The sequence below is a fragment of the Fervidobacterium nodosum Rt17-B1 genome (genome assembly GCF_000017545.1).
GTDB classification, from domain to species: Bacteria; Thermotogota; Thermotogae; order Thermotogales; family Fervidobacteriaceae; genus Fervidobacterium; species Fervidobacterium nodosum.
Genome location: NC_009718.1, coordinates 750,197 through 773,854, shown reverse-complemented (window position 1 = coordinate 773,854; position 23,658 = coordinate 750,197). Strand labels below are relative to the sequence as shown.

The window sequence follows — 23,658 nt, the reverse complement described above, 5'->3', positions numbered from 1 at the left end:
GGTGATATGGATGAGAGCGAAGATTTCAATCTCTCTAGTTGTTCTAATTATATTTTCACACATTTTGTTTGGGATTCAAGCTTATTTTACAGAATACGGTCCTCTCACGAGCAAGATAATAGATTTTATTAGGAGTTCAAAAGAATATGTTTTCATCTCTTCTTTTGATATAAACCATCCTAATGTTATTTCAGAGTTGACGAAGCTTAAAAAAACTGGTGTTGATGTAAGAATAATAACCGAAAAGCCAATCCCAAATCTTCCTTCCAAAATAGACTATTCAAAAGGTTTGCACCACGTTAAATTTATAGTTAACGAAAATGGCGTTGTATTCGGTTCGGCTAACTTCACAGATAGTGGACTTGAAACGGGATACAATGATATAATAATATTTCCGTCCAATTACTCGAAAAGATTCAAAGAATTTTTTCTCAATCTTTGGAATGAAGGTTTAGTAAGTAAAGTAGAAGATTTTCTTGTTTCACCAATAGACAAAGTGGAAGAACATGTAGTAAAATTATTATTGAAAGCAAGAAAAAAGGTATGGGTTTGCGTTTATGCTTTCACGGATGTTAATATTCTTACAGTTCTCAAGTATAAATCTAGCCAGGGTGTTGATGTAAGGATTATAACCGATAAGTGGTTTTATTCAAGCGATTTGAGTAAATTGCCGATTGAAAATATAAATGTTATCAGCGATAGAATGTTACATCATAAATTTATAATAGTTGATGATATTTTGATTACAGGTTCGACAAATTATACGGAAAGTGGATTTCATAAAAACGTGGAGATGATATGGATAACAAAGGATAAATGGATAGTCAGAGAGTATGAGAAAGTGTTTAAAACATTGGAGAGTGTTGATGATAAAAATTCCAGGAAAGGAGAATAATTTTTGTGGTTTGTAAATTTGATACAAAAATAATAAAGGTAGACGATTTGTATAATCCAGATATTTCGTATGCTTGTGAGGTATTAAAGTCAGGCGGACTTGTTGCATTTCCGACGGAAACAGTTTACGGTCTTGGCGCTACTGCTACAAATCCCGAAGCAGTTAAGAAAATTTTTCAAGTTAAAGGTAGACCAGCGGATAATCCTTTGATTGTTCATGTTTCGAGCGTAGATGAGATAGAAAATATCGCATATCTTAGTGAGAAGTATATTGATATCATAAAAAAAGTAACCCCCGGACCTATAACGTTTGTCTTAAAGAAAAAGGAGAATATACCTAGTGAAGTAACAGCTGGTTTGGAAACTGTTGGTGTAAGAATCCCTGCCCATCCTGTTGCACAAAAGCTTATAAATTGTTCAGGACCGATAGCGGCACCGAGTGCTAATCGTTCTGGAAAGCCAAGTCCAACGGATGCGAATGCGGTAATAGAAGACCTCAATGGTTTGGTTGAGTGCATAATCGATGCAGGAGAATGTGCTTTTGGAATAGAGTCAACGATTGTCGATTTGACAAAAGATTTCCCTGTAGTTCTTAGGCCCGGGCCTATAACACTCGAAGAACTAACACAATTGTTCGGAGTAGTTGAATTTTATCAACTAAAAGAAGGAGAAAAACCTCTGGCACCTGGAATGAAATATAGGCACTACGCGCCTGAGAAACATCTCGAATTGGTTGACCAATCAGCACTCTTAGAGTACCAAAACACAGATGTGCTTATACTCTGCACAAAAGAAACAAAAGAACGTCTTATTCCAAATGCAAAAAATGTGTACATAATTGGTGAATTATCAAAACCATATACAATTGCGCAAAATCTGTATCGTTCATTTAGAGATATTGATAAGACAAATTACAAATACGCAGTTATTGAAAAACTGCCCGAATATGGTATATTCTTTTCGATAATGAATAGAATAAAGAAAGCAGTTAGCAAAAAGTGAAAGTAAATAAGAGCAAGGAGGCGTAAATATGAGTGATACTGCATTAAATGATTTTAATGACAAAAATATGTGGCGTTCTACGACGGTACTTGCAATAAAAAAAGATGGAAAAGTTGTTATGGCCGCCGATGGGCAAGTTACTTACGGTGCGACCGTGATGAAAGGAACAGCAAGAAAAGTAAGAAAAATCGGAGATGGTAAGGTCTTAGCAGGTTTTGCGGGTGCAGTTGCCGATGCTATGACTTTACTCGAAAGATTTGAAAATAAGTATAGAGAGTGGAATGGTAATCTTTTAAAAGCTGCAATTGAACTTGCAAAGGATTGGAGACTCGATAGGGCTTTAAGAAGGCTTGAAGCGATGCTAATAGTTGCAGATAAGGATAATTTATTGCTTCTTTCTGGTACAGGTGAAGTTATCCAACCTGACGAAGACGTAATAGCTATAGGTTCTGGTGGACCTTATGCGTTAGCTGCGGCAAGAGCACTTCTGAGAAACACAGATTTTGATGCGCGAAAAATTGTTGAAGAGGCGATGAAAATAGCAAGTGAGATATGTATATATACAAATGAGAACATAACAATTGAGGAATTATAAAATGTTAAACTCTTAAACAAGAAAGGGGAATTGTTGTTGGTTGTTTGCTATGCTAATGTTCTGATAAGGTTGTTTGGTATAAATTCTTTGAAAGAAAAACGTGGAGTTGTAAAATCTTTAATTAACGAATTACAAAAAAGATTTGAAGTTTCAGCTATAGAATGTGGAAGGCAAGACTCAAAAGATTACATGCTGATTGGAATCGCGTTTGCTACTTTATCTGAAAAAGATTGTGAATCAAAGATGGATAACATTGAAAACTTTATCGAAATGATTCACGCCATTGAAGAATTTACCTATGATTTACATCATTTTTAACGTGAAAACGTTGGCAAAATAGGAGGATTGAATATTAAACATGTACAAAGAAATTAACCAATTTCTTGAAAGAGCTGTTGAACTTCTCGTTTTAGAAGAAAGGAAACCCCACATTTATGGAGTTGTTGAATTCTGCGAAAAACTTGCACGAAGGTATGGATTAGATAATGAAAAATTGAAGACTATGGCTCTTTCTCATGATTTATTTAGGGATGTTGAAGGAGAGAAATTGAAGAAGATAGCATCACTTTACGGTATAGAACTCAACGAAATAGTCTTAAAAAAACCAATTCTTTTGCATGGTTTTGTGGCTTCTGAGTATTTGAAAAGACGGTTTGGAGTAAACGATTATGACGTTTTGCTGGGAGTTGGTTATCATACATCTGGTCATCCGGAATTTGGAGTATATGGAAAAGCGCTAGCCTTAGCAGATTCTCTTGAATTTACAAGGATTTATGATGGTGTTAATAAGTTTAGAGAACTTGCATTCTATGATATGGAACTTGCCTACAGAGAAGTTATAAGGAATAAAATTATATACGCGGTAAATTTCAATTTATATGTTTTGCCTTACACAGTTGAGACGTGGAATAAGATTGTAGAGGAGGGTAAAAAGTGAGAACAAAAAAAACATACATAGGTAGAAGTAGGAGAAGTTCAGAAAGAAATTACGTTAAACCTGTTATAATTGTATTGTCGATTTTATTATTAGTTGGATTTTTATATCTTGGTATACGTATTGTGTCGGTCAAGAATTCAAGCGAATTCGACATGAAGAAAAAATCTGTCTATTATCTATATTATCCATTAGATAAAAGCACATCAGCTAATAACAATGATATAAGTTTGGAAGGTTCAAAACTAAGAGGAAAAATTTTTATTGTTGATGGAGAAAAGAGAGTTGTAAACGTTATTAATGTTCCTGACCATTTGTTTATATTTTCAAAAAAATTAGACATTTCAAGTTCAAATCCACACGATTTTGTTGTTTTATTTAATGAATTGGTAGGTATAAAAGCAGACTATATTTACGAAATAGTCTTGAAAAATGAGTATCTTAAAAAAGTCGGAGTCAAAGAGCTAGATGATTTCGTTCAATATTACGGAAAAAGAGGGCTCAAATTCTTCGATTATTTTACACTTAGTAGCCATGTCTCTACCCTTCGTCCGGAATCTGTGATTACCGAGGCTTCGTTGGCCAAGCTTTATTATTCTCTTGGAAGATTTAACATACAAACTTACGATATACCGACTATGACTTCGAAACCTATAAAAATAACAGTGGGCGATAAAGTTTTTATAAGGTTGTATGTTGATGAGGAAAAGATTCAAGAAACTTTAAAAAATTTGAAGTAATTTACAATAATTTACAATAAATACAAGGGGAGTGATTTTGATGAGTAGGTATTTGTTTTTAATTTTATCGTTGTTATGTCTACTTTTGTCATTTTCGGTATTTGCTGGCGAAATAAGCGCTGGATTTATGTATTCATTTAGTGGAAATTACTTGTTCTCAGGCGAGTTTAATACTCTAGGACTTATTAAAAATGCACCTAACGCAGTTAGTGGTTTTTCTTTGGCCTTAATTACAGACTTTGCTAATTATTACATTTCTTTAGGTGGAATTGCGAAGTACGATATTAAATTAGAGATAGGAACAGTTTCACTTTTTGGAATGGGTGGTATGTTAGCACCTATAAATGGCTTTGGTTTTGAAAAGATTACCAGTATAATAAGAATAGGAGCGAAATATTACTTTGGAGATATCTCCATAACCTCCGGGCTTTTCAGTTTCTATCTTATAGATAATACAAAAGTTGAGGGAATAGAATTTTCGATAGGTTACATTTTTTAATTTTCTAGCATATTTTCAATAGCAAGTTTTTTGTGAATAGTTTTTTGTCAATTTTCAAGTATGCTTTTTTACGCGTTAGTATGCTTATCTATTGTTGAGTTGATAAATGTTGAATTGTAAGTTATATTCTTTGTGAGTATTTTATGAGCAATTCCTACTTTCAAAAATTTTCAAAAAATAAGGTAAGGGAGGCAAAGAAGATGGGAGTAAACATGAAAGGTAGATCGCTTCTTTCACTTATGGACAACACGCCAGAAGAAATAAAATATCTTCTCGACATTGCAAAGCAAGTTAAGGCAGAAAGCAGAGCAGGAATAAGACACCAAAGATTTGTTGGGAAAACATTGGCTCTTATTTTCGAAAAAAGATCAACAAGGACAAGACTTGCTTTTGAAACAGCATTCGCTGAAGAAGGCGGTCATCCAATATTCCTGTCCATCCAAGACATACAACTTGGTGCGAAAGAATCAGTCGAAGATACGGCAAGAGTTCTCGGAAGAATGGTTGATGCAATTGAATTCAGAGGATTCAAACAAGAAACCGTTGAATTACTTGCAAAATATTCTGGTGTCCCTGTATACAATGGTTTAACAGATTTATTCCATCCAACACAAGTTTTAGCAGACCTTCAAACAATTGAAGAAGAATTTGGTAGATTAAAAGGTATAAAGATGGTATTTATGGGCGATGGAAGAAACAACATGGCAAATTCACTTATGGTTGGTGCAGCAAAGATGGGAATGCATTACGTGATATGCTCACCTGAATCGCTCAGGCCAGAAAAATGGCTTGTTGACGAATGTATGAAATTCGCAGCCGAAAGTGGTGCGAAGATAGAGTTCACAGACAATCCAGAAGAAGCAGTAAAAGGCGCAGACGTTATTTACACAGATGTTTGGGCATCAATGGGTGAAGAGGATAAGGCTGCGGAGAGAAGAAAATTGCTACAACCATACCAAGTTAACGAAGAACTTATGAAAAAGACAGGAAAGCCAGAAACAATATTCATGCATTGTTTACCAGCGGTAAAAGGCGAAGAAGTCACATTTGAAGTTATTGAAGGTAAACAATCAAGAGTATGGGATGAAGCAGAAAACAGAAAACACACTATTAAAGCTGTGATGATTGCGACATTATTGTAATTTTTTAAAGAACAATAACAAATAAATCGGGGACTTTTATGGACTTGTCCCCGATTTTCTTTTTTATTTTTTTAGTTTTACTTAACATATTGCAATATTTCAGCATCTTTGCTTAAAATAATTACACTACCAGGTACAATATCTTTGTAACTCTCAAGTGTTTTCCAAAGTTTGTAGAATCTTTCATCTTTTGAATACGCTTCAGCGTATATCTTTGTAGCACTTGCATCTCCAGTTCCTTTTATATATTCCGCTTTACTAAGTGCTTCCGCTTTTATTATAGCTGCTTTTTTGTCTGCTTCTGACCTGATTTTTTGTGCCTCTTTCTCGCCTTCTGCTCTTATCAACGCTGCTATGCTTTGTCTTTCTGATTTCATTCTTTCGAATACTGCATTTCTATTTTCCGCTGGTAAATCTGTTTTCTTGACTCTTACATCTATCACTTGTATTCCGTAATCTTTTGTGTTGCTGATGGAAAAATCTAATACATCCTTTAAGAATGTCTTTTCTTGTGTTACAATTGTGTCCATATCTAACTTCGCAAGTGTATTTCTCAAACCTGAATATACGACATCATCTAACCTTGATAAAGCTAGGCTCTCAGTTCTCATGCTTTCAATAAAAAGTTTTGGGTCAGAAATCTTCCAAATAATATATGAATCAACGATGAGAGTCTTTTTATCTTTTGTGATAATTCTCTCAGGTGGTATATCGTAAATAGAGTATCTCTTATCTAATTTCACAACGTTATCAACGAAAGGGGTTTTAAAGTTTAATCCCGGCTCGGTTATAACTTTTCTAATTTCACCAAAGCGTAATATAACTACATATTTGGTTTCGTCGACTATAACAATTGAAAGTGCAAGAAATATTATCGCTAAGATAATAACGAAAATAGCGGTGATAAGTTTTGCTTTAGTCATTTCGAATCACCACCTAATAGCTGGTCTAGAGAAAGTACAGTTATTTTTTGTGAGTTATCCATAACCATAATTTTCTTCGCTTTTGGAAGAACTTCTTGGAGAGTAGAGAGTCTCAAACGTGTTTCTGTTATCATAGGTGCTTTTCTATATTCTTCTAAAAGTGCTAAGTATCTTTGAGTTTCACCTTGAGCTTTAAGAACTTGTTGCTGAGCGTAAGATTCCGCTTCCAGCACTATTTTCAAAGCCTCTCCCTCAACTTTTGGGATAAGGTTATTAGCGTATTTATTTGCTTCGTTTATGTATCTTTCTTTATCTTGCTTTGCGTTGTTTACATCGTCGAAGGCTGAGACAACTTCGGCTGGTGGCACAACTTCTTGTAGCAGAACGTTCACGATTTTCACACCTGCTTGGTACTTATCAAGTAAGTTTTGAACTATTTCTAATACTTCATCAGCAACCTTTTCACGCTCTTGAGTGAGAATATCATCTACATTTCTTTTTGATATCCTGTCTCTTAAAGCTGATTCTGTGGTAAATTTAACAAGATTGCTTGGATCTTTAATTCTGAAAGCGAATTTCACGGGATCAGATACTTTGTATGACACAACAGCCTCAACACTAACTATATTTCCATCCGCTGTTAGCATCAAAGCTTCAACATCTCTTGATTCGTATTTTCTATCGCCAACTGTACGAAATCCAATCTCTTCCTTCCTTATAGTTTGAACATCAACTATAACATGCGATTGGAAAGGAATAGGAGCGTGGATATGTATACCGGGTCCAACGGTACCAGTAAATTTTCCAAAAGTTTTTATCAAAGCAACTTCCGATGGATTAACTTGAAAAACCCCTGTACCTAAGTAAATCAATATAATAACTATAAATATGGTTATGAGTATTATTCTACTTTTCAATGTTTATCACATCCTTTCTACTATCTTGTAAAGGGCTTTAGCAGCTAAGTAAGTACCTTCCTTTTCGTATCCTTCTACACCGAGCATCGTTCTGATTTCACCAACTCTTACTCCTGTTTCAAACATTTTTTTCAAGAAAATTTCTGCTATTTTGTGGTGTTCTTCTTTTCTTTGAACAGCACCAAATGGATTTGCAAAATAACTCTCTGTCATGCCTTCTTCCGAAGTCGTTCCTTTTGACATACGTTTTCCGGCAGAAAATACTTGAATTGCATCGTCTAAATTATCGAAAAATACAATTCTGTCTTCGTCATTTTTGACTTCTGTGTAATTGTTTGCGTACAAGAAGAAATCTATAGGCGTTGGTGTGATTACCTCTTTATAGTTATTAAATGGAACAATAACGCGCGCATTTATTTTGTCTGGATTCATAAAGATACTCCTATCCATCGTGTAATATGCGTATCCCGGTGGTAAGTCATCTAATCTAACAAATGCACCAGTTTCAGTTCCGTAAGCGACAACCTTTCCATTTACTATATCTAGAGACCCCATATCGTCTATTATAACGTCCACATAAGCTACTTCTTCCAATCTATTTAATGCGTCCAATGTTTCACTCTTACCAGCCCCGCTATCGCCCACAAACATCGCAACGGCGCTTTTACCGTTTTTCAAAACGATTCTTGCCATGGAACCGTGAACTGGAAGTTTCCCTTGGTCTATTCTTATTAAATTATGCATTGTTAGTAACGTTTTCTTCATATAACCAAAGTAATCATTTTCGTCTAATGCCGGAATAACACCTATATATAATCCTTGATCTTTAAATATAACACCATTTTTCCATTTTTCTTGATAATCTGGTATATTTTCGACAGGTAATCCAAATATAAGCGCACCTGATACTTCTTTCTTTTTTAGATCCATAATATTTGCAAACTGGAAGAGATTACCAAGACCTGCTGCATGTGATAGAAATTCTTTGTTTACATAAACAAACATAAGTAAATCAGCGACTAAAATTGGGATTAAATACCAATCTTTTTCCTTATTTGGAAGTTTCAAATCACTTAGAACATTTCTCTCAACAACAGGTAATACACCCTTTCTTTTATTTGATCTTGTGTAAAATATCACAGGTGGGTCAAAAATCGCGCCCCAAACCATTGGAATGTTCGAAAAATTACAAAATCTTTCGTCGTTACAGTCAAAAGAATCTACCAAAAACGTTACTTGAGCACCACTTGGTAATTGCCTTACTATGTTTGAATTATCTGGTTCAATATTTTTCATAATTGTTCTGTAAAGATTTCTCACAAGGTTTTTGAATTCTTCTGCAATCATAGTTGCGGTGAATACTATACTTGTTTTTCGTGCGTTATCGATTGTGTAACTTTCTCTTTTTATCATAAACCTGTGCTTGTTTCTCCAAAAAGAATAGAAAGATTCTATAAATTTTGCTAAATCTTCAGGATTAACGTAATTTATGATTGTTGTTATTTCTTTTACATCTCTTAGAGTGAGTAAATGGAGATACTCAATAAAATGCCTTACATTGTATTCTTCACCTATTCTGAATGCTTCCAATGTTCTTAACAAGGGGCTATTTTTCTCTTTCAGAAAATCGATATATTCCCTTAATAACTTTTCGAAACCAGGATTGCTCAATATTTCGCTCGAATCGGTGTAGACAATTGAACCATCTATAATGACACTTCTTCCCATTTTGCTCCCTCCTTGAATGGTATAATAGAATTACTCAAAGCTTTCAAATCCGAATTTTAAAATTTCTGAAAGTCGTTTTTTATTTGTTAGGTAAAGATATCCAATTAATGCTTCGAATCCTGTACTTTCCATATAAAGGCGGTCATTACCATGTTTTCTAGCTCCTTTACTGTTGATTCCTCTTTGAACAACATTTTTTTCTTTCTCGTCCAATAAGTGTGATATAGACTTCAGTAGTTTGCTCTGTCCCTGCCTTGAAACATATTTATTTGAGCGACGGTGCAAATCTGTAACTTTCACATCGGCTAGTATATAAAGTTTCGCGTAGAGGTTAAAAACTGCGTCACCCAAATATGCGAGTGAATCGATCGACATTTCGTCAGGATTCACATTTGGTTCTGGAAATAGTCTCAAATCAATTTCAATATTATTAGAGCAATTTTCATCGTGGATGTTATGCTGTTTTGATTCGTTCAACATTTCTTGTAGCAACAATATCAGCTCCTGTTCCAAGCACATCTTCTAAGATAATATCACCAGATTTGACAGGTGCTTCAACAACTGTTTTTTTAAGTATTTCCATAATTTCACCTATCAACCTCCTTGGTACTGGCTTGTTTGTTTTTACAGAAACAAGGGGAAGTTCACCATTATTTACTAATACGCTTGAAGTTAATATCCTTAAAGGCTCTGTTACTTCTTGTTTTCCATATTCTATACCTCTCGGGCATTTATTTCCACTAACTATTATTTCACCGTTATCTTCAATAGTTACTGTTAGTCTACATCCTAAAGGACACATAACGCAGACCATTTCTTCGGTTTTCATTCTACCACCTCCACAACGATATCACCGGCTCCTATTTTTGACTCAGGAATTCTTATGTTTACCATCTCACTTGGCATTAAATTTGCGTGTTTTTTGCTGTAAAGTAGATTGTTTCTCTGTTTAACTCTTATCGTTCCTATTTCTAGAGGTTTTTTAACTCTTATGTAAATGTTAAGGTTTGTACCTTCTTCGTACCATGTTGGGAAGAGTAGACCTACATTCTGCCCTTTTTCAACGGAAAATTTAGCAGGTTCCCAATTATTTTTAACATACATCGCCGCAAATTTTCCAGACGTTGAGCCTTCCTCCGTAACCCAATCAACGAGGTCGTATATGACTGTACAATTTCCAGCCGCAAATATCCAATTGAGTGATGTTCTTCCTGAACTTGAAGTCATTATACCCTTTGTCCAAGGATCTATCTTTAGAAAGTCTTTAAATAAAGTGCTTTGTGGAATTAATCCAACTGATAGAATAAGTGTATCAACATCAAATTTTTTCTCCGTACCTGGAATGGGTTTGAAATTTTCATCAAGCTGAGCTATTATTACACGTTCAAGCCTTTCCTTTCCGTATATTCCAACAACAGTGTGACTTAAATATAGTGGGATATTGAAATCTTTTAAACACTGTCTAATGTTTCTTTCTAATCCACCAGGAAATGGCATTCTTTCAACAACGGCGACCACTTCAACACCTTCAAGAGTTAATCTTCTTGCCATTATCAATCCAATGTCACCAGAACCAACAATTATTGCCTTTTTACCAGGGAGCCTATTTTCAAGGTTTACAAATCTCTGAGCTACTCCTGCGGTAAAAACACCGGCGGGTCTGGTACCAGGCACTAGTATTCCACCCATCGGTCTTTCGCGGGCACCTGTTGCTACGACAAGTGATTTTGGTTTGTAAATGGTTACTCCTTCAGTGGAAACAACGGATACTTCTTTTCTTCTGTAATCTATACCATGTACGTATTGTTCTACTTTTACATCAATATTCGGATACTGTTTTACTATGTTTTTTATACGCTCTGCGTATTCTGGACCGGTAAGTTCCTCTCTAAAATAATGAAGTCCAAAGCCATTGTGTATACATTGATTTAGAATTCCACCACTTCGTTCATCCCGTTCCACTATAACTACTTTATCCACGCCCTCTCTCGCAGCTCCTATAGCTGCTCCAAGCCCAGCCGCTCCAGCACCTATGACTAATACATCAACCTCTTTTTCGATCATTGTCTCACCTTCCCATTCAGTACAACACTTTTTTCGCTTCTTAGTCTTATTTCTGATATATCCTTGCCAAGCTCTCTTGCCAAAATTTTCATTATCCTATGCATACAAAATCCACCTTGGCAACTTCCAAACATTGCCCGTGTTCTAAATTTTATGCTATCGATTGTACTTGCACCTCTTTTTATTGCTTCAAGAATTTCTTTCTCAGTTACCTTATTGCAAAAACATATCATTTTGCCGGTGAGTGGATCATTTTTAATTTCCTGATCCCATAATGTAAGTGGCATATCTGCGTAATGTTTAATTCTCTTTCTAATTGGATTGAAATCAGATTTTGGAACAAACGTTTCCCCAACAGATTCTTGAATTTCTTCGACCATGAATTTTGCTATCGCTGGTGCGGCTGTTAAACCAGGCGAACGCATTGCCATAGCGTTGAAAAATCCGGTTATTCTTGTTCTTCCAACGAGAAAATCTTTTTGTGGGCTTTCTGGCCTAAGACCAGCAAATGTTTTTATAGAAGTTCTAAAATCAATGAGAGGAGTCATTTTTAGAGCCTTTGAAATGAGCGATTCAAAACCTTCAAATGTTGTTGACGTATCTTCTCTGAATTCTCTCTCTGGAGGAAGATCTACAGCGGTAGGTCCAACTAAAATTCCACCGTCAACGGTTGGGGTTACGAGTGTTCCTTTTCCAAGAATGGAAGGGGTTGGGAAGAGCACACTTTTGACAAAACCACTGAATTCTTGTTTATCGAGTAATATATATTCCCCTTTTCTTGGATGAAGTGGCACATAGTCGGCATTTGCCATTTTTGCTATCTCATCAGCATATAAACCTGCGGCGTTTATAATTATATCAACCTCAAATTCTCCTTTATTTGTTATTATTTTTTCAACTTTCCCATTTTTTGTAATGATATCAAGTACCTCTGTTTCTAAAAACAATTTTGCACCATTTTCAACAGCATTTTCAACCGCGGCAATTGCCACCATCCAAGGTTCCGTTATACCGGCTGTTGGGGCCCACAGAGCAGCAATTACTTCTGGATTAACATTCGGTTCATAAGAAAGTACCTTATCCCTATCCCATATTTCCATACCTTCTACACCATTTTGCTCTCCACGTTTGTAAAGTTCTTCGAGGGTTCTAACTTCTTCGTCCTTGAATGCTAACACCAAAGATCCGATTCTTTTTAAGTCTATTTCCAATTCTTTTGATAATTCTGTGTACATTTTATTACCCGGTACACAGAATTTTGAACGTACTGTTCCAGGTTCATCATCGTATCCGGCATGAACAATTGCTGAATTTGCTTTTGTAACTCCCATTCCAACATCTACGTTTTTTTCGATTATAATGACTTCTAAATCGTAACGAGATAATTCGCGGGCTATTAACGCTCCTACAGAACCGGCACCTATTACAGCTACTCGCATAAAAATCCCTCCTGATAAAATTCCATAAGGTTTTCAAACTTTTATTCATTTTTAAACCTTTAAATATATTGTACCACATGATAAAATATTTTTAAAATCAGTTTGTGCCAATTCATCAGGAGGGATTTTGATGTTTGTTTCATTTGAGGGAATTGATGGTTGTGGTAAGAGCACGCAGGTAAATTTGTTGGTTAATTACTTAGAAGAAAAAGGTATACCGTACATAAAGGTTAGAGAACCAGGTGGAACACACTTGGGGGAAAAGATTCGCGAACTACTAATAACTCAAGAGATGTGTGCAAGAAGTGAATTGTTGTTATTTTTGGCATCACGTGCCCAGTTAGTTGAAAGCGTTATAAAACCTGCTTTGAAAAATGGAAAAATTGTAATTGCTGATAGATTTGCACATTCAAGTGTAGCTTATCAAGGTTGTGGGAGAGAACTTGGGCCCGAGACCGTGAAGATTCTAAATGATTTTGCTACAGATAAAACTTATCCAGATATAGTATTTTACATAGATGTTCCGGTTAATGTTGCCATGGAAAGGATGAAAAACCAGCACAAAGATAGGATAGAAAAAGAAGGGAAAGAATTCTGGGAAAGTATAAGAAATTGTTATCTCAAAATGGCAAAAGAGAATGAAAACTTTGTAATTATAGATGGAACAAGGACTATTGAGGAAATCCATAGAGAAATAGTGAAAGTATTTAATGCTTACCTCTAAAAAAATGCTAAATCATTTGGATATATTTTTCTATTATATCTTTTACAAACTCAAGCATACTTTCAATCATCCAACCAAAGAGTAGCATAAGCGTTAAGAAAACAACGATAATTCTTGGAGCAAATGTTAGCGTTTGCTCATGAATTTGTGTAGCTGCTTGGAAAATGCTTATAAGTATACCCACCACTAAGCTTACAAGTAGTGGTGGGGTTATTAGAGTTAACAATAATTGTATGGCATGTTTGGCAATATCCAGGAAGACTTCTAACGTCATCAAGGTCACCCAATCTGACAATTTTTATAATTTAAATAATTTAATACGCGAAACTCTTTACTAAACTGACAATTATCGATTCCCAACCGTTAGCAAGTACAAATACAAGAACTTTAAAAGGTAAAGATACTAAAACTGGAGGAATCATAATCATACCCAATGAAAGAAGAATACTTGCAACGACCATATCTATTACGATAAATGGTATGTAAATTAATATCCCCATTTTAAAACCTATTTCAACTTCCCCAAGTACAAACGCAGCAGTTAAAAGTGAATCAGGAGCTTCCTCAATTTTTGTTACATTTTGTTTCAAAGCGTTGGCAATTGTAAATACATTATCTTCGTTATGATGATTAACAAGTTCGTTTATCATGAATTTTCTTACGGAAGCCATAGTTCTTGAAAAGAATTCTTGGTAAGTTATTTTTCCGTCCATATAAGGTGTTAAAGCATTGGTATTTATTTCATTCCATGTAGGTTGCATTATGAAGAATGTTAGAATCAAAGCCAAACCTATTAATACCTGGTTAGGTGGTACTTGTCTTGTACCGAGAGCATTTCTTGTAAATGAAAAAACTATTATTATCCTGGTGAAAGATGTAAAAAGTATTAATATGCTAGGAGCTAATGTTAATACAGTTAGAATTAATAAAATTTCAAGAGTTGCTACTAAATCTCGAGGTTGTTGTGTGGGAGTTACTTGGATGCTTATTCCAGGAATTGGGACTTCGTCTTGTGAAAATATTGATGAAATGAGAAAAATGAGAAAAAGTATTGTGAAAAACCTTTTCACTTTTTACCACCCACATATTTGTGCAGTATACTTTTAAAATCTTGTGGTTCTTCTTCTAACTCACCTTCGTCAATTGTATCAAGTTTTTTTATAACTTCTGTTTTTCCGGGACTAACAAGTATAACGTAATATTCTTTAAAAATTCTTACGAGAGCAAGGTAAGTATTTCTATCGATGTATACTCTACTTATTACTTTAGCAAAACGCCCCCCAACAACGTTGGGGAGCTTTCTTTTAATAAACCAATATGTAACAAACATAAGGATTATAAATAACGAAAGACCTATGAAGAAATTAATTAATTCCTTTATTTTCGTCACCCCGGCAAGTAAAATTTATTTCAAAACTTTCTGTATAGCTTCGATAACTCTCGCTGCCTGGAAAGGTTTTACAATAAAGTCTTTTGCACCAGCTTGAATTGCCTCAATAACCATCGCTTGTTGACCCATTGCGCTGCAAACGATAACAGTCGCGTTTGGATCAAATTTTTTAATTTCCTTAATTGCGTCTATTCCGTTCATTTCCGGCATAGTTATGTCCATTGTTACTACGTCGGGTTTAAGTTCTTTGTACTTTTCAACAGCTTCAACGCCATTTGCAGCTTCACCAACAACCTCGTGACCAGCTTTTGTAAGGATGTCTTTCAACATCATTCTCATAAATGCTGCATCATCAACAACCAAGACTTTTGCCATCTTACGCCACCTCCGAACCAGTTATTTCTCTTAATATTTCTTCTAAGTTTAAATAAACAATTAATCTTGTGCCTTTTTTTATTAATCCTTTTGCTTTTTTTCCATATGTGTTTATTTTGCCGAGGTTTGTTTCCAATTCAGAAGAATTTGTTCTTAAAACCCCAACAACTTCATTTACTATAAGTCCAAACTCCACGTCTTCGATTTTCACTATTACTATTTTCTTCTGATTTTCTTTACTGTCACTTCCTGCGAGCAAAGTTGGTAAACTTATAACAGGAATAATTTTACCCCTTAGATTAATTACGCCTTCAATGATTTTTCTTGCTTTTGGTACAGGCGTAATATCTGTTTTATCTATAACAATTTCTACCATTTCAACGTCTATTGCCATTTCTTGATTTAAAGCTTTAAAGACAAGGACTTCAAATTCCCTAATTTCTTCCATGTTTCTCACCTCACTCAACTATGTTGGTGATGTCAAGAATTAAGGCAATGCTACCATCACCCAACGTTGCGCCACCACTGAATATTTTTACGTCGCTAAATACTTTTCCAAGTGATTTGATAACAATGTCTTCCTGCCCGATTAGTGTATCAACGGCAAGCCCATATTTCTTTGCTCCAGACTTTACAACAACTACGTTCATTTCATGTGGATTTTGTTCATGTTCCATTCCAAATACTTCCCAAAGTTTAATAATAGGAATTACTTCGCCTCTTATTACTATTACTTCTTCGTTTTGGACAACTTTTATGTCTTCCGAAGATATGATTAATGTGCTATCTATAATCGATATTGGAATTGCGTAAACGTAATTATTAACCTTAACGAGTAATGCTTGTATTATCGCAAGTGTGAGAGGCAGTCTAATTGTTACTTTCGTTCCCTTTCCAGGTTTACTTTCTATTGAGACTGTACCATTTAGTGAATCAATTGTATTTTTCACGACATCCATTCCGACACCACGACCAGAAAGTTCGCTTACTTGTTCTTTTGTTGAAAATCCAGGTAAAAATATGAATTCAAAAACTTTTTCATCAGGTAATGTCAAAGCTTTTTCTTCTGTAATTAATCCTTTTTCAATTGCTTTCTTGATTATTTTTTCTTTGTTCATACCTCTACCATCATCTTCTACTTCTATAACTACATTATTTCCTTCATGCCTTGCGGAAAGTTTAACTGTTCCGACAGGGGGTTTACCTAAAGCAATTCTTTCTTCTTTTGACTCAATTCCGTGGTCTATAGCATTACGAATAAGGTGGACAAGAGGATCACCTATTACCTCAACGAACGTTCTATCTAACTCTGTTTCTTCACCTTCCATTATAAAGTTAATTTCCTTTCCTAAATTCTTTGAAAGGTCTCTTACCATCCTTGGGAATCTGTTAAAGACGAATTCAATAGGTACCATTCTTACTTTCATAACAACGTTTTGAAGGTCTAATGTAATTCTACTTAACTGTGCTAGAGATTCATCAACCTCTTTAATATTATATTTTTTAAGTATATCAGCAATTCTGCTTCTTGCGATAACAAGTTCACCCATAAGGTTCATTAGATTATCTAATTTTTCAATATCCACTCTTACAGTTTGAGTTACCTTTACCTTTTTTTGTTCTTCTGTGTTTTTTTCTTTTTGCTCAACTTTCTTTTCCCCTTCTTCTTCTTCTTTTTCAATTTTTAAAGGTTTTACGACAACGCTTTTTATTTCTGAAACGTTCATTACTTTTTCGTATATTTTTTCTTGTGAAACATTTCCAACACATAACAATTCAACAGTAAGATCAAAATTTTCATTTTCTATATCTTCGACCGGTGGTATTGAATTAATAATCTCAATACCAATTTCTTCCAGAGAATGGAAGACCATGTACATTCTCGCAGATTTTAATTGAGTACCTTCCTGTAGATTTACAATTACGTGATAAGCTGGGATGTTTTTCTTTGCGGCCTCCATTAAAACATCTTTTATTACTTCTTGGGTGAAGAGTTCACCAATCTTAGCTTTTCCAATTTCTTTCTCAGTTTTTATCTCTTCTTTGATTATTTCTGTAGTTTTTTCAGCAACTTTTTTTGATGAAACTTTTTCACCAGCCGCTATTCTCTCAAATATTTCAACAATTTGAGAAATATCTTCTTCGATTTCGTCATTACCTTTATTCACAATACTTTGGAGCATCTTTTCAATTAAATCAAGACCACCAAATAGGTAATCAAGCTCGTCACTGGATATAGTAACTTTTCCGGACCTAACAGCATCAAGGTAATTCTCCATTCTATGGCACAACTTTGCAAGGTGTTCAAAACCCATGGTTCCTGCCATACCTTTCAATGTGTGCAAGGCTCTGAACGCTTTGTTGATTTGCTCAACATCATCTGTGTTTTTCTCAAGCTCAAGCAAGGATTCATTTAACAATTGAATATATTCTTTCGATTCGTCAATAAATACTCCCAAGTATTCGTTAAACTCACTCATCTAACTCCCTCCTTTCAGGAGACAACAAATTTATAGTAAGTTATGTAACCTATTGAATATTGCCAAAAAAGTAACTTGGAAGTTATATTAAATCCAATAATGGATTTAATTATATCACCTAAATCCATAAGTGCTTTAAAATCGTATGCTTCTATCTTTGAAAAATCATAGTAAATTGGTAAATCTTTCAATTTTTTGCTAGTTTTTTCATACTTTTCAAAGCTGTTTTTATCGACTGTACCAACTATAACTTTATTAGATGACTTGAACGCGTATAGTTTTGAATTCTGAAGATTAATAACCCATTCTTGCTTCTGACTATCATACTTTGCACCAAGTTTCGAGAGATTTGTTTCAAAGTCTTTCCCACTGTAATTTTCAAATATAAAGACTATTTCACCAACTTCGAGTTTACCAGCGACGTAAGTATTTGTAGAAGAATTTGAAAGATTCTTTACCAGATTTGTAAGTTGCTGAAGTTCAGATGTTACGCCTGAAAACCATTGTTCAATAGATCCGATAATTATCGATGACTTTGACGAAGGTATACTCAGATAGTAATTCCAAACTTTGGGTAATTGACCCATTGTGTCTATATTCTTTGAGCTTGTGTATTGTTTCGTGTTTTTTTGCTCTATTGTAAATGTAAAAGAGCCAGCTGAGATACTTGATGTAATGAGTAAATGACTTGCTGTTGAATCTTCTATTCCTATTCCACCAGGTAAATTCAATTTCAGCGTATTTGGTTTTGCAAAGCCACTTATAAAAAATACCCCCGCTTTTAATCTATCAAAATCTTTATTTGTTCTTGAAAGTTGCATTTCTGGGGTTGTATAAGTTTTTATCGCCATGTCTAAAGTCTGTTTGCTTCCAGCTAATATTAAGTATTTCCCAGTAGATGTGCAAAAAAGCGATTCGCCAAGTTGAAAGATATTGTTTTGGAGATTTTTAAAATTAACGGACAACAAATATGATAACGCTTTTACAAGTTGAACGGGATACTTGCTTTCAAAAACTATGAAGCTACTTCCGGTTATAGTTTTTATAAATTCCAGGTAGTAATTTATATCGAAAGAAATTAATGTTGTGAAATCTACCTCCGCTCCTTTTGATGCAAAAAGTATATCATTTGAAAGAGCGTCTTGAACAACTGTTGGCTGTACACCAGTTTTATATTTCATATCTTCAAGTATTCTAAGAAATGAGTCTTCGAATCCTAATCCTTTCCTATCAAAAACAAAAGAAAAAAACGAAACCTTTTTTAATTCTTTATACCAAGCGCCACCTTTAGACAATCTTATTATGAAGTCATAATCTTTGTGTACAAAGTTGAAAATATCCGAATCGGCAAATGTATAACATATTATAATGATTATAAATAGCAAAGTTAACAACTTTTTCATTTTAGTTCCTCCCAAGCTGTATCTACGATACTTATTATATCACTTTTGCTTATAGAGTGTACAGGTTCTTTTGAAAATACACCAAAAAACTCTATATTGCCATCAGCACCTGGTAATTTCGAATATGTTAAGTATTCGCAGTATAGGCCTTCATCACGGAAAGCTTTGACAATTTTTCTTATGACTTCAATATGAGTTTTTTTATCTTTTACTATACCCTTATCCGTATTTGTTGTTTCGAATTGAGGTTTTATTAGTGATATTATTTTTGTGTAATTTTCAGACAATTGAAGAATACCTTCCAGTAATTTTGTGATGGATATGAAAGAGACATCAATTGTTATTATATCAAGTTTGTCACTTATATCTTTTTTAGAAATATACCGTGCATTTTTTTCAATTTTCACAACACGATCATCTAAAGAAATCTTTGAGTGTAACTGTTTTGTATTTACGTCAACAGCATAAACCTTTTTTACACCATTTTGAAGAAGGCAATCTATAAATCCACCTGTTGAACTGCCTATATCACATGCTATTTTTCCACTAACATCTATTTTATATTCTTTTAATAAACCTTCAAGTTTATATCCTGCTCTGCTAACGTACTTTAAATCATCAAGAATGATAATTTTTGAATCTGAATGACATTTTTTTGATGGTTTTGTACATACTTTGCCATCTAATAGTACAAGCCCGTTTTCAATCATTTGTTGAGCCTTCGTTCTACTTTCAACAAAACCTTTCAAAATTAATAACTGATCAAGTCTTAGAACTTTATTTTCCAAGTTCCCACTTCCGTAATGACATGTGCTGTTTTATCTTTTATATAAAATCCAGATATTTCATTACCTATAAAATTCCCTTTGTAGAAAAAGCCAAATGGAGTGTGAAAAATGTCCAATAAAGAGGGGTAAAATATATTAAATTTAGAACTTTCTTCATATGTTTCATTGGCTCCTTTTTCTATAAGATTTACGTCTTTATCGCCAGATATTTTATAACATCCATTTGTAGTTTTAACAATAAATGAATTATCTTTGTCTAAACTTAGAGAATAAGCTCCTTCAAATGTTTTTGAAAAAAGTATTCTGCGTGTTTTCTGATTCATTATAACCACTTGGCCTGAGATGTCAAGAATGCATATTCTGTTTTCAGTAAATATATAATCCAACGGCGAATTACTAATCTTTGTATTCCAAGTAAAAGATAAATCAGATATACTTCCATCTGAGTATAGTACATAATTATCCCATATTGAAACTATAGGTGCTTGGAACTTTGTTAGAGACTTTGTCTTTAGATTATATATGTATTCTTTTGTCACCACACTATCAGATGTTATTGCAACCACATCATTTTTTTGTAACTCTTTTTCCAGTAAATCGATATTAACCGCCTCGACATTGTTTGTCTTAGCGCTATATATAACTTTACCTTGTAGTAATTCTAATTTATCATTTTGAATGAAATAAGTAATTCCAATAAATTGAGTAAGAAAAGAAGAACCAGTTTTTTGATCTACAACTATAGTTTTTAAGATATTATCATTTTTGGCATCAGCCAAATTTTCATAAATAATATCATTTTTTATAATACTTTCAATCAACTGAGCTAAGGTGTTAGGAAATTCGTAAACCAAATTCATTGGTAAAGCGTATTCATCATTACCATATTCAATTAAAATAAACGAGTCATCTGTTGAAAATATGATAGGTTCACATTTGGAAATCATAGGAGATAATATGACCGAAGTTGAATCTGATGAAACCATATTGTTTGAAGAATCTGAAGAATCTATTGTGTGATATGTACAATCTGTATAGTCTATATTTATTGGTACTAATCCATATTTTGCGATTTGTCTGTATATAAAATTTTCAATTTCGTATGGTACGTTAATAAATTTAAGATATACAACATCCAATTTGTTCCAATTAATAACATCGTTTTTTATATCATCGTTTAATTTTTCGATTATTTCATTTGGTATAAAAGGATTAAAATTCATATTAGCTAAAATAAAACTTTGTATAAGAATAATCCATGCGCAGGTGCTAAACCAGCTGATTTTGAACGATCTTTTGATTCTAACACCTCCTTTACTTTTTCAGGTTCCCATATTCCAGTTCCAACACGTACGAGGTTTGCTACGATGCTCCTTACCATCCCTCTCAAAAATGATATTCCTTCAACTCGGATTAGAATTAGTCCATTTTTTATTTCAATTATTCTTAAATTGTTTATCGTTCTTATAGTTTTGGTATTCTCTTCGCCTTTTTTGCTGAAAGAAATGAAATCGTGTTCTCCAATCAAATATTTAGCGGCTATTCTCATTTTTTCAATGTCAAGTTCATATGGAAACCACCACACGTACCGCCTTGTAAAAAGATTCTTGGATTTGGATGTATCTATATAATAATGGTAAATTCTTCTTTTCGCTTCGTAACGTGGATTAAAAGTTGGATGTGTGAACCATACTTTTTTTATGTAAATATCACCAGGTAAATTAGCATTTATTGCATTTTTTATATCATTTTCCATTAGCCTATCATTTGGGCAGTCGAACGATACTACTTGACCATTTGCATGTACACCTGTATCCGTCCGTCCCGCAGCGTATGTATCTATATGGATTTTAAAGACCTTTTCTAATGCTTTTTCCAATTCACCTTGGACAGTTCTTACATTATTTTGAATCTGATAACCAAAAAAGTCCGTTCCATCGTAGGAAAATTCAATAGCTACACGTCTCATAATGTTACGATACGTCCTCCTCCAGATTTTTTAGCTGTTGTCAAAGCTACTTTAATTTTTTCAAGTAATTCATCAAATGTTTGTGCATCAGTTGGATATTTAACAACGCTAACACTTAAACTGACATCTGGATACTTTCTCTTGAATTTTTCAATTATTCTCTCTGCGACTAGCACCCCGTCCGATTTGCTCATTGACCATAGTAGCATTATAAGTTCGTCGTTGAATTGTGAAAAAATTCCAAGGTTTTTAATTTCTTCCTCAGAAATATTTCTAAGTTCTTGTAACATTTCGTCCCCAGCTTTAAAACCATGCGTTATATTTACCTTTTCAAATTTATCAATGTCAACGTAAACTATTAGAAAACTCTTCCCAAATTCGATATTTTTCGAGATTTCTTCCATAAGAAATGCGTATGTTTGCTCTTTTTTGTAATCGGAAAGGAAGAAAACGGAATATTTACTTTCTGATAGTAATCTAGTTATCTGCCATGCAAAAAACTTGGCAAGTTCAATTTCACGTTTTGAAGGCCTTAGCATATTTGTTGGTTTATCAAAACTTATATATCCTATTGTTTTGTTTTTGTAAATCAATGGGACAATGAATAAATCATTTGGATCCCAAGCATTTTCAACCTCTAATTTAAAGTATTCAGATGGTCTGTAAATTGATGATTGGGATAAATCAACACTTCCGTTTGGGATAAAGTAAGCACCACCGACATCAAAGCGTTGTTGCATTAAAACGTAAGTCGATTTTATATCAGGCCTGTTTTGTTTTAATTTTTCAAAATCCTCATCTTTTATACCATACTTTGATATTCTTGTTACTTTCCCGCTCCTGAAATCAAATATACTAAGCAATGCGTACTCAAATCCTATTAGCTTACAAGTTGTAGCTAAAACATCTTGTAAAACATCGTCTATATCTTCTTTTGAACTTTTCTCGAGAATTTCCGGTAATTTCTTAAGATTTTCTATCTCTCTTGCTATTTGTTCCTTTTCCAATGTAAGTTCTTTGTGCCAAAGTTCAGAAAATACAGTGTAATAAAGTTGTATCAAAAATCCAGAATAAAGAACTGAAACAAAAATCAGTGAGGATAACTTGACTTCGTTGAATGTGTATATAGTTGTTAAAATCATTGAGCCGAATAAAGATAACGCAAATACAAGCAAAAATGCCCTTATATAAGCTTTTACATTTGTTTTTCCAAAAAACTTAATGTAAAAAATCGTCACCAAAACATTACTAAGCATATAGCCGATTGCGAATGATATTATTTTAAGATAATCATTTGGAGATGCTTTAAACAATAGAGTGCCAAATCCAATTTGTAATACTTCGAAAGAGACCTTGAATAGGAAACGACGTAAATCTTTTATGTAAACAAGTAGAGTAATAATACTCAGTATTAGTATACTTTCTGGCCGAATAAAAAGCAATAAGTAAAGCATGCTAAAACTCTTAATATTAAATACTAATCCTCCTATAGGTATTTCAACAGATTGGGAGAAAAACAACAAAGCCAGAGCTATACCAAGTAAAGGTATATCTGTATTAAATACAACAGGTTGTGTTGTGATAATCATTATCAAACCAACAATAATACATGTATATACAAAGAAAAGTTCTTTAATACTCAAATCTACTCC

At 33.9% G+C, this 23,658-nt stretch carries 27 protein-coding genes; 9 read left to right on the top strand and 18 right to left on the bottom strand.

Annotation, left to right across the window (positions count from 1 at the left end; all coding sequences use genetic code 11):
• Positions 1-10 precede the first annotated feature (10 nt).
• The 8 genes from FNOD_RS03675 (at position 11) to argF (ending at position 5,806) form a co-directional block, all read left to right on the top strand.
• Positions 11-895, top strand: coding sequence for a phospholipase D-like domain-containing protein (locus FNOD_RS03675; protein ID WP_011993885.1), 885 nt, complete (start codon positions 11-13; stop codon positions 893-895).
• 5 nt (positions 896-900) lie between these two features.
• Positions 901-1,896 (top strand): L-threonylcarbamoyladenylate synthase, encoded by a 996-nt coding sequence (locus tag FNOD_RS03670; RefSeq protein ID WP_011993884.1) that lies wholly within the window; start codon positions 901-903, stop codon positions 1,894-1,896.
• 67 nt (positions 1,897-1,963) lie between these two features.
• On the top strand, positions 1,964-2,491 hold the full coding sequence (gene hslV, locus FNOD_RS03665; protein ID WP_041257108.1) for an ATP-dependent protease subunit HslV: 528 nt from the start codon (positions 1,964-1,966) through the stop codon (positions 2,489-2,491).
• Positions 2,492-2,527: 36 nt separating this feature from the next.
• Positions 2,528-2,809, top strand: coding sequence for a DUF503 domain-containing protein (locus FNOD_RS03660; protein ID WP_238374615.1), 282 nt, complete (start codon positions 2,528-2,530; stop codon positions 2,807-2,809).
• A gap of 40 nt (positions 2,810-2,849) precedes the next feature.
• On the top strand, positions 2,850-3,428 hold the full coding sequence (gene yqeK / locus FNOD_RS03655; RefSeq protein WP_011993881.1) for a bis(5'-nucleosyl)-tetraphosphatase (symmetrical) YqeK: 579 nt from the start codon (positions 2,850-2,852) through the stop codon (positions 3,426-3,428).
• A complete protein-coding gene (locus FNOD_RS03650) occupies positions 3,425-4,165 on the top strand; it encodes a hypothetical protein (protein ID WP_011993880.1) in 741 nt (246 codons plus the stop codon). The genes yqeK and FNOD_RS03650 overlap by 4 nt, the downstream gene beginning before the upstream one ends.
• Positions 4,166-4,205: 40 nt before the next feature.
• Positions 4,206-4,664, top strand: a complete 459-nt coding sequence (locus FNOD_RS03645) for a hypothetical protein (protein ID WP_011993879.1) — start codon at positions 4,206-4,208, stop codon at positions 4,662-4,664.
• Between the two features lie 200 nt (positions 4,665-4,864).
• Positions 4,865-5,806 carry an ornithine carbamoyltransferase gene (gene argF, locus FNOD_RS03640; protein WP_041256861.1) on the top strand — a complete coding sequence of 314 codons (942 nt, stop codon included), beginning with the start codon at positions 4,865-4,867 and terminating at the stop codon, positions 5,804-5,806.
• Positions 5,807-5,883: 77 nt separating this feature from the next.
• Here argF and hflC read toward each other — a convergent pair whose 3' ends face one another.
• The 7 genes from hflC to FNOD_RS03605 are packed head-to-tail and all read right to left on the bottom strand — an operon-like array spanning position 5,884 to position 12,877.
• On the bottom strand, positions 5,884-6,729 hold the full coding sequence (hflC, locus tag FNOD_RS03635; RefSeq protein ID WP_011993877.1) for a protease modulator HflC: 846 nt from the start codon (positions 6,727-6,729) through the stop codon (positions 5,884-5,886).
• A complete protein-coding gene (gene hflK / locus FNOD_RS03630; protein ID WP_011993876.1) occupies positions 6,726-7,646 on the bottom strand; it encodes an FtsH protease activity modulator HflK in 921 nt (306 codons plus the stop codon). The genes hflC and hflK overlap by 4 nt, the downstream gene beginning before the upstream one ends.
• Before the next feature lie 6 nt (positions 7,647-7,652).
• On the bottom strand, positions 7,653-9,374 hold the full coding sequence (locus FNOD_RS03625) for a hypothetical protein (RefSeq protein ID WP_011993875.1): 1,722 nt from the start codon (positions 9,372-9,374) through the stop codon (positions 7,653-7,655).
• Between the two features lie 30 nt (positions 9,375-9,404).
• A complete protein-coding gene (locus tag FNOD_RS03620) occupies positions 9,405-9,866 on the bottom strand; it encodes a Mini-ribonuclease 3 (RefSeq protein WP_238374614.1) in 462 nt (153 codons plus the stop codon).
• A complete protein-coding gene (locus FNOD_RS03615) occupies positions 9,829-10,203 on the bottom strand; it encodes a DUF1667 domain-containing protein (protein WP_011993873.1) in 375 nt (124 codons plus the stop codon). The genes FNOD_RS03620 and FNOD_RS03615 overlap by 38 nt, the downstream gene beginning before the upstream one ends.
• Positions 10,200-11,438, bottom strand: a complete 1,239-nt coding sequence (locus FNOD_RS03610; protein WP_011993872.1) for an NAD(P)/FAD-dependent oxidoreductase — start codon at positions 11,436-11,438, stop codon at positions 10,200-10,202. The genes FNOD_RS03615 and FNOD_RS03610 overlap by 4 nt, the downstream gene beginning before the upstream one ends.
• Positions 11,435-12,877, bottom strand: a complete 1,443-nt coding sequence (locus FNOD_RS03605) for an NAD(P)/FAD-dependent oxidoreductase (RefSeq protein WP_011993871.1) — start codon at positions 12,875-12,877, stop codon at positions 11,435-11,437. The genes FNOD_RS03610 and FNOD_RS03605 overlap by 4 nt, the downstream gene beginning before the upstream one ends.
• Before the next feature lie 130 nt (positions 12,878-13,007).
• On the opposite strand from FNOD_RS03605, the gene tmk reads away from it, so the two are divergent.
• Positions 13,008-13,601 carry a dTMP kinase gene (tmk, locus tag FNOD_RS03600; protein ID WP_011993870.1) on the top strand — a complete coding sequence of 198 codons (594 nt, stop codon included), beginning with the start codon at positions 13,008-13,010 and terminating at the stop codon, positions 13,599-13,601.
• 7 nt (positions 13,602-13,608) lie between these two features.
• Here the strand turns inward: tmk and fliQ are convergent, their stop codons facing one another.
• From fliQ to FNOD_RS03545, 11 genes are read right to left on the bottom strand one after another with little or no spacing between them, the layout of a single operon-like run.
• The gene (gene fliQ, locus FNOD_RS03595; RefSeq protein ID WP_011993869.1) at positions 13,609-13,875 is read right to left on the bottom strand and encodes a flagellar biosynthesis protein FliQ; all 267 of its coding nucleotides are present in this window, start codon (positions 13,873-13,875) and stop codon (positions 13,609-13,611) included.
• Between the two features lie 40 nt (positions 13,876-13,915).
• On the bottom strand, positions 13,916-14,671 hold the full coding sequence (gene fliP, locus FNOD_RS03590; RefSeq protein WP_011993868.1) for a flagellar type III secretion system pore protein FliP: 756 nt from the start codon (positions 14,669-14,671) through the stop codon (positions 13,916-13,918).
• A complete protein-coding gene (locus tag FNOD_RS03585) occupies positions 14,668-14,991 on the bottom strand; it encodes a FliO/MopB family protein (RefSeq protein WP_011993867.1) in 324 nt (107 codons plus the stop codon). The genes fliP and FNOD_RS03585 overlap by 4 nt, the downstream gene beginning before the upstream one ends.
• 15 nt (positions 14,992-15,006) lie before the next feature.
• Entirely contained in the window at positions 15,007-15,366 is a 360-nt protein-coding gene (gene cheY, locus FNOD_RS03580) for a chemotaxis protein CheY (protein ID WP_011993866.1), read from the bottom strand.
• 1 nt (position 15,367) lies between these two features.
• A complete protein-coding gene (locus FNOD_RS03575) occupies positions 15,368-15,814 on the bottom strand; it encodes a chemotaxis protein CheW (RefSeq protein WP_011993865.1) in 447 nt (148 codons plus the stop codon).
• 10 nt (positions 15,815-15,824) lie between these two features.
• Positions 15,825-17,846: a chemotaxis protein CheA gene (locus FNOD_RS03570; RefSeq protein ID WP_011993864.1), complete on the bottom strand. Its 2,022-nt coding sequence runs from the start codon at positions 17,844-17,846 to the stop codon at positions 15,825-15,827.
• Positions 17,847-17,860: 14 nt separating this feature from the next.
• On the bottom strand, positions 17,861-19,249 hold the full coding sequence (locus FNOD_RS03565; protein ID WP_011993863.1) for a hypothetical protein: 1,389 nt from the start codon (positions 19,247-19,249) through the stop codon (positions 17,861-17,863).
• Positions 19,246-20,037 carry a TlyA family RNA methyltransferase gene (locus tag FNOD_RS03560; RefSeq protein WP_011993862.1) on the bottom strand — a complete coding sequence of 264 codons (792 nt, stop codon included), beginning with the start codon at positions 20,035-20,037 and terminating at the stop codon, positions 19,246-19,248. The genes FNOD_RS03565 and FNOD_RS03560 overlap by 4 nt, the downstream gene beginning before the upstream one ends.
• The gene (locus tag FNOD_RS03555; protein WP_011993861.1) at positions 20,019-21,260 is read right to left on the bottom strand and encodes a hypothetical protein; all 1,242 of its coding nucleotides are present in this window, start codon (positions 21,258-21,260) and stop codon (positions 20,019-20,021) included. The genes FNOD_RS03560 and FNOD_RS03555 overlap by 19 nt, the downstream gene beginning before the upstream one ends.
• Before the next feature lie 5 nt (positions 21,261-21,265).
• The gene (gene truA / locus FNOD_RS03550; protein WP_011993860.1) at positions 21,266-22,006 is read right to left on the bottom strand and encodes a tRNA pseudouridine(38-40) synthase TruA; all 741 of its coding nucleotides are present in this window, start codon (positions 22,004-22,006) and stop codon (positions 21,266-21,268) included.
• Complete coding sequence (locus FNOD_RS03545; RefSeq protein ID WP_011993859.1) at positions 22,003-23,649, bottom strand: sensor domain-containing diguanylate cyclase; 1,647 nt, start codon at positions 23,647-23,649, stop codon at positions 22,003-22,005. Before FNOD_RS03545 ends, truA begins: the two co-directional genes overlap by 4 nt.
• Between the last annotated feature and the right edge of the window lie 9 nt (positions 23,650-23,658).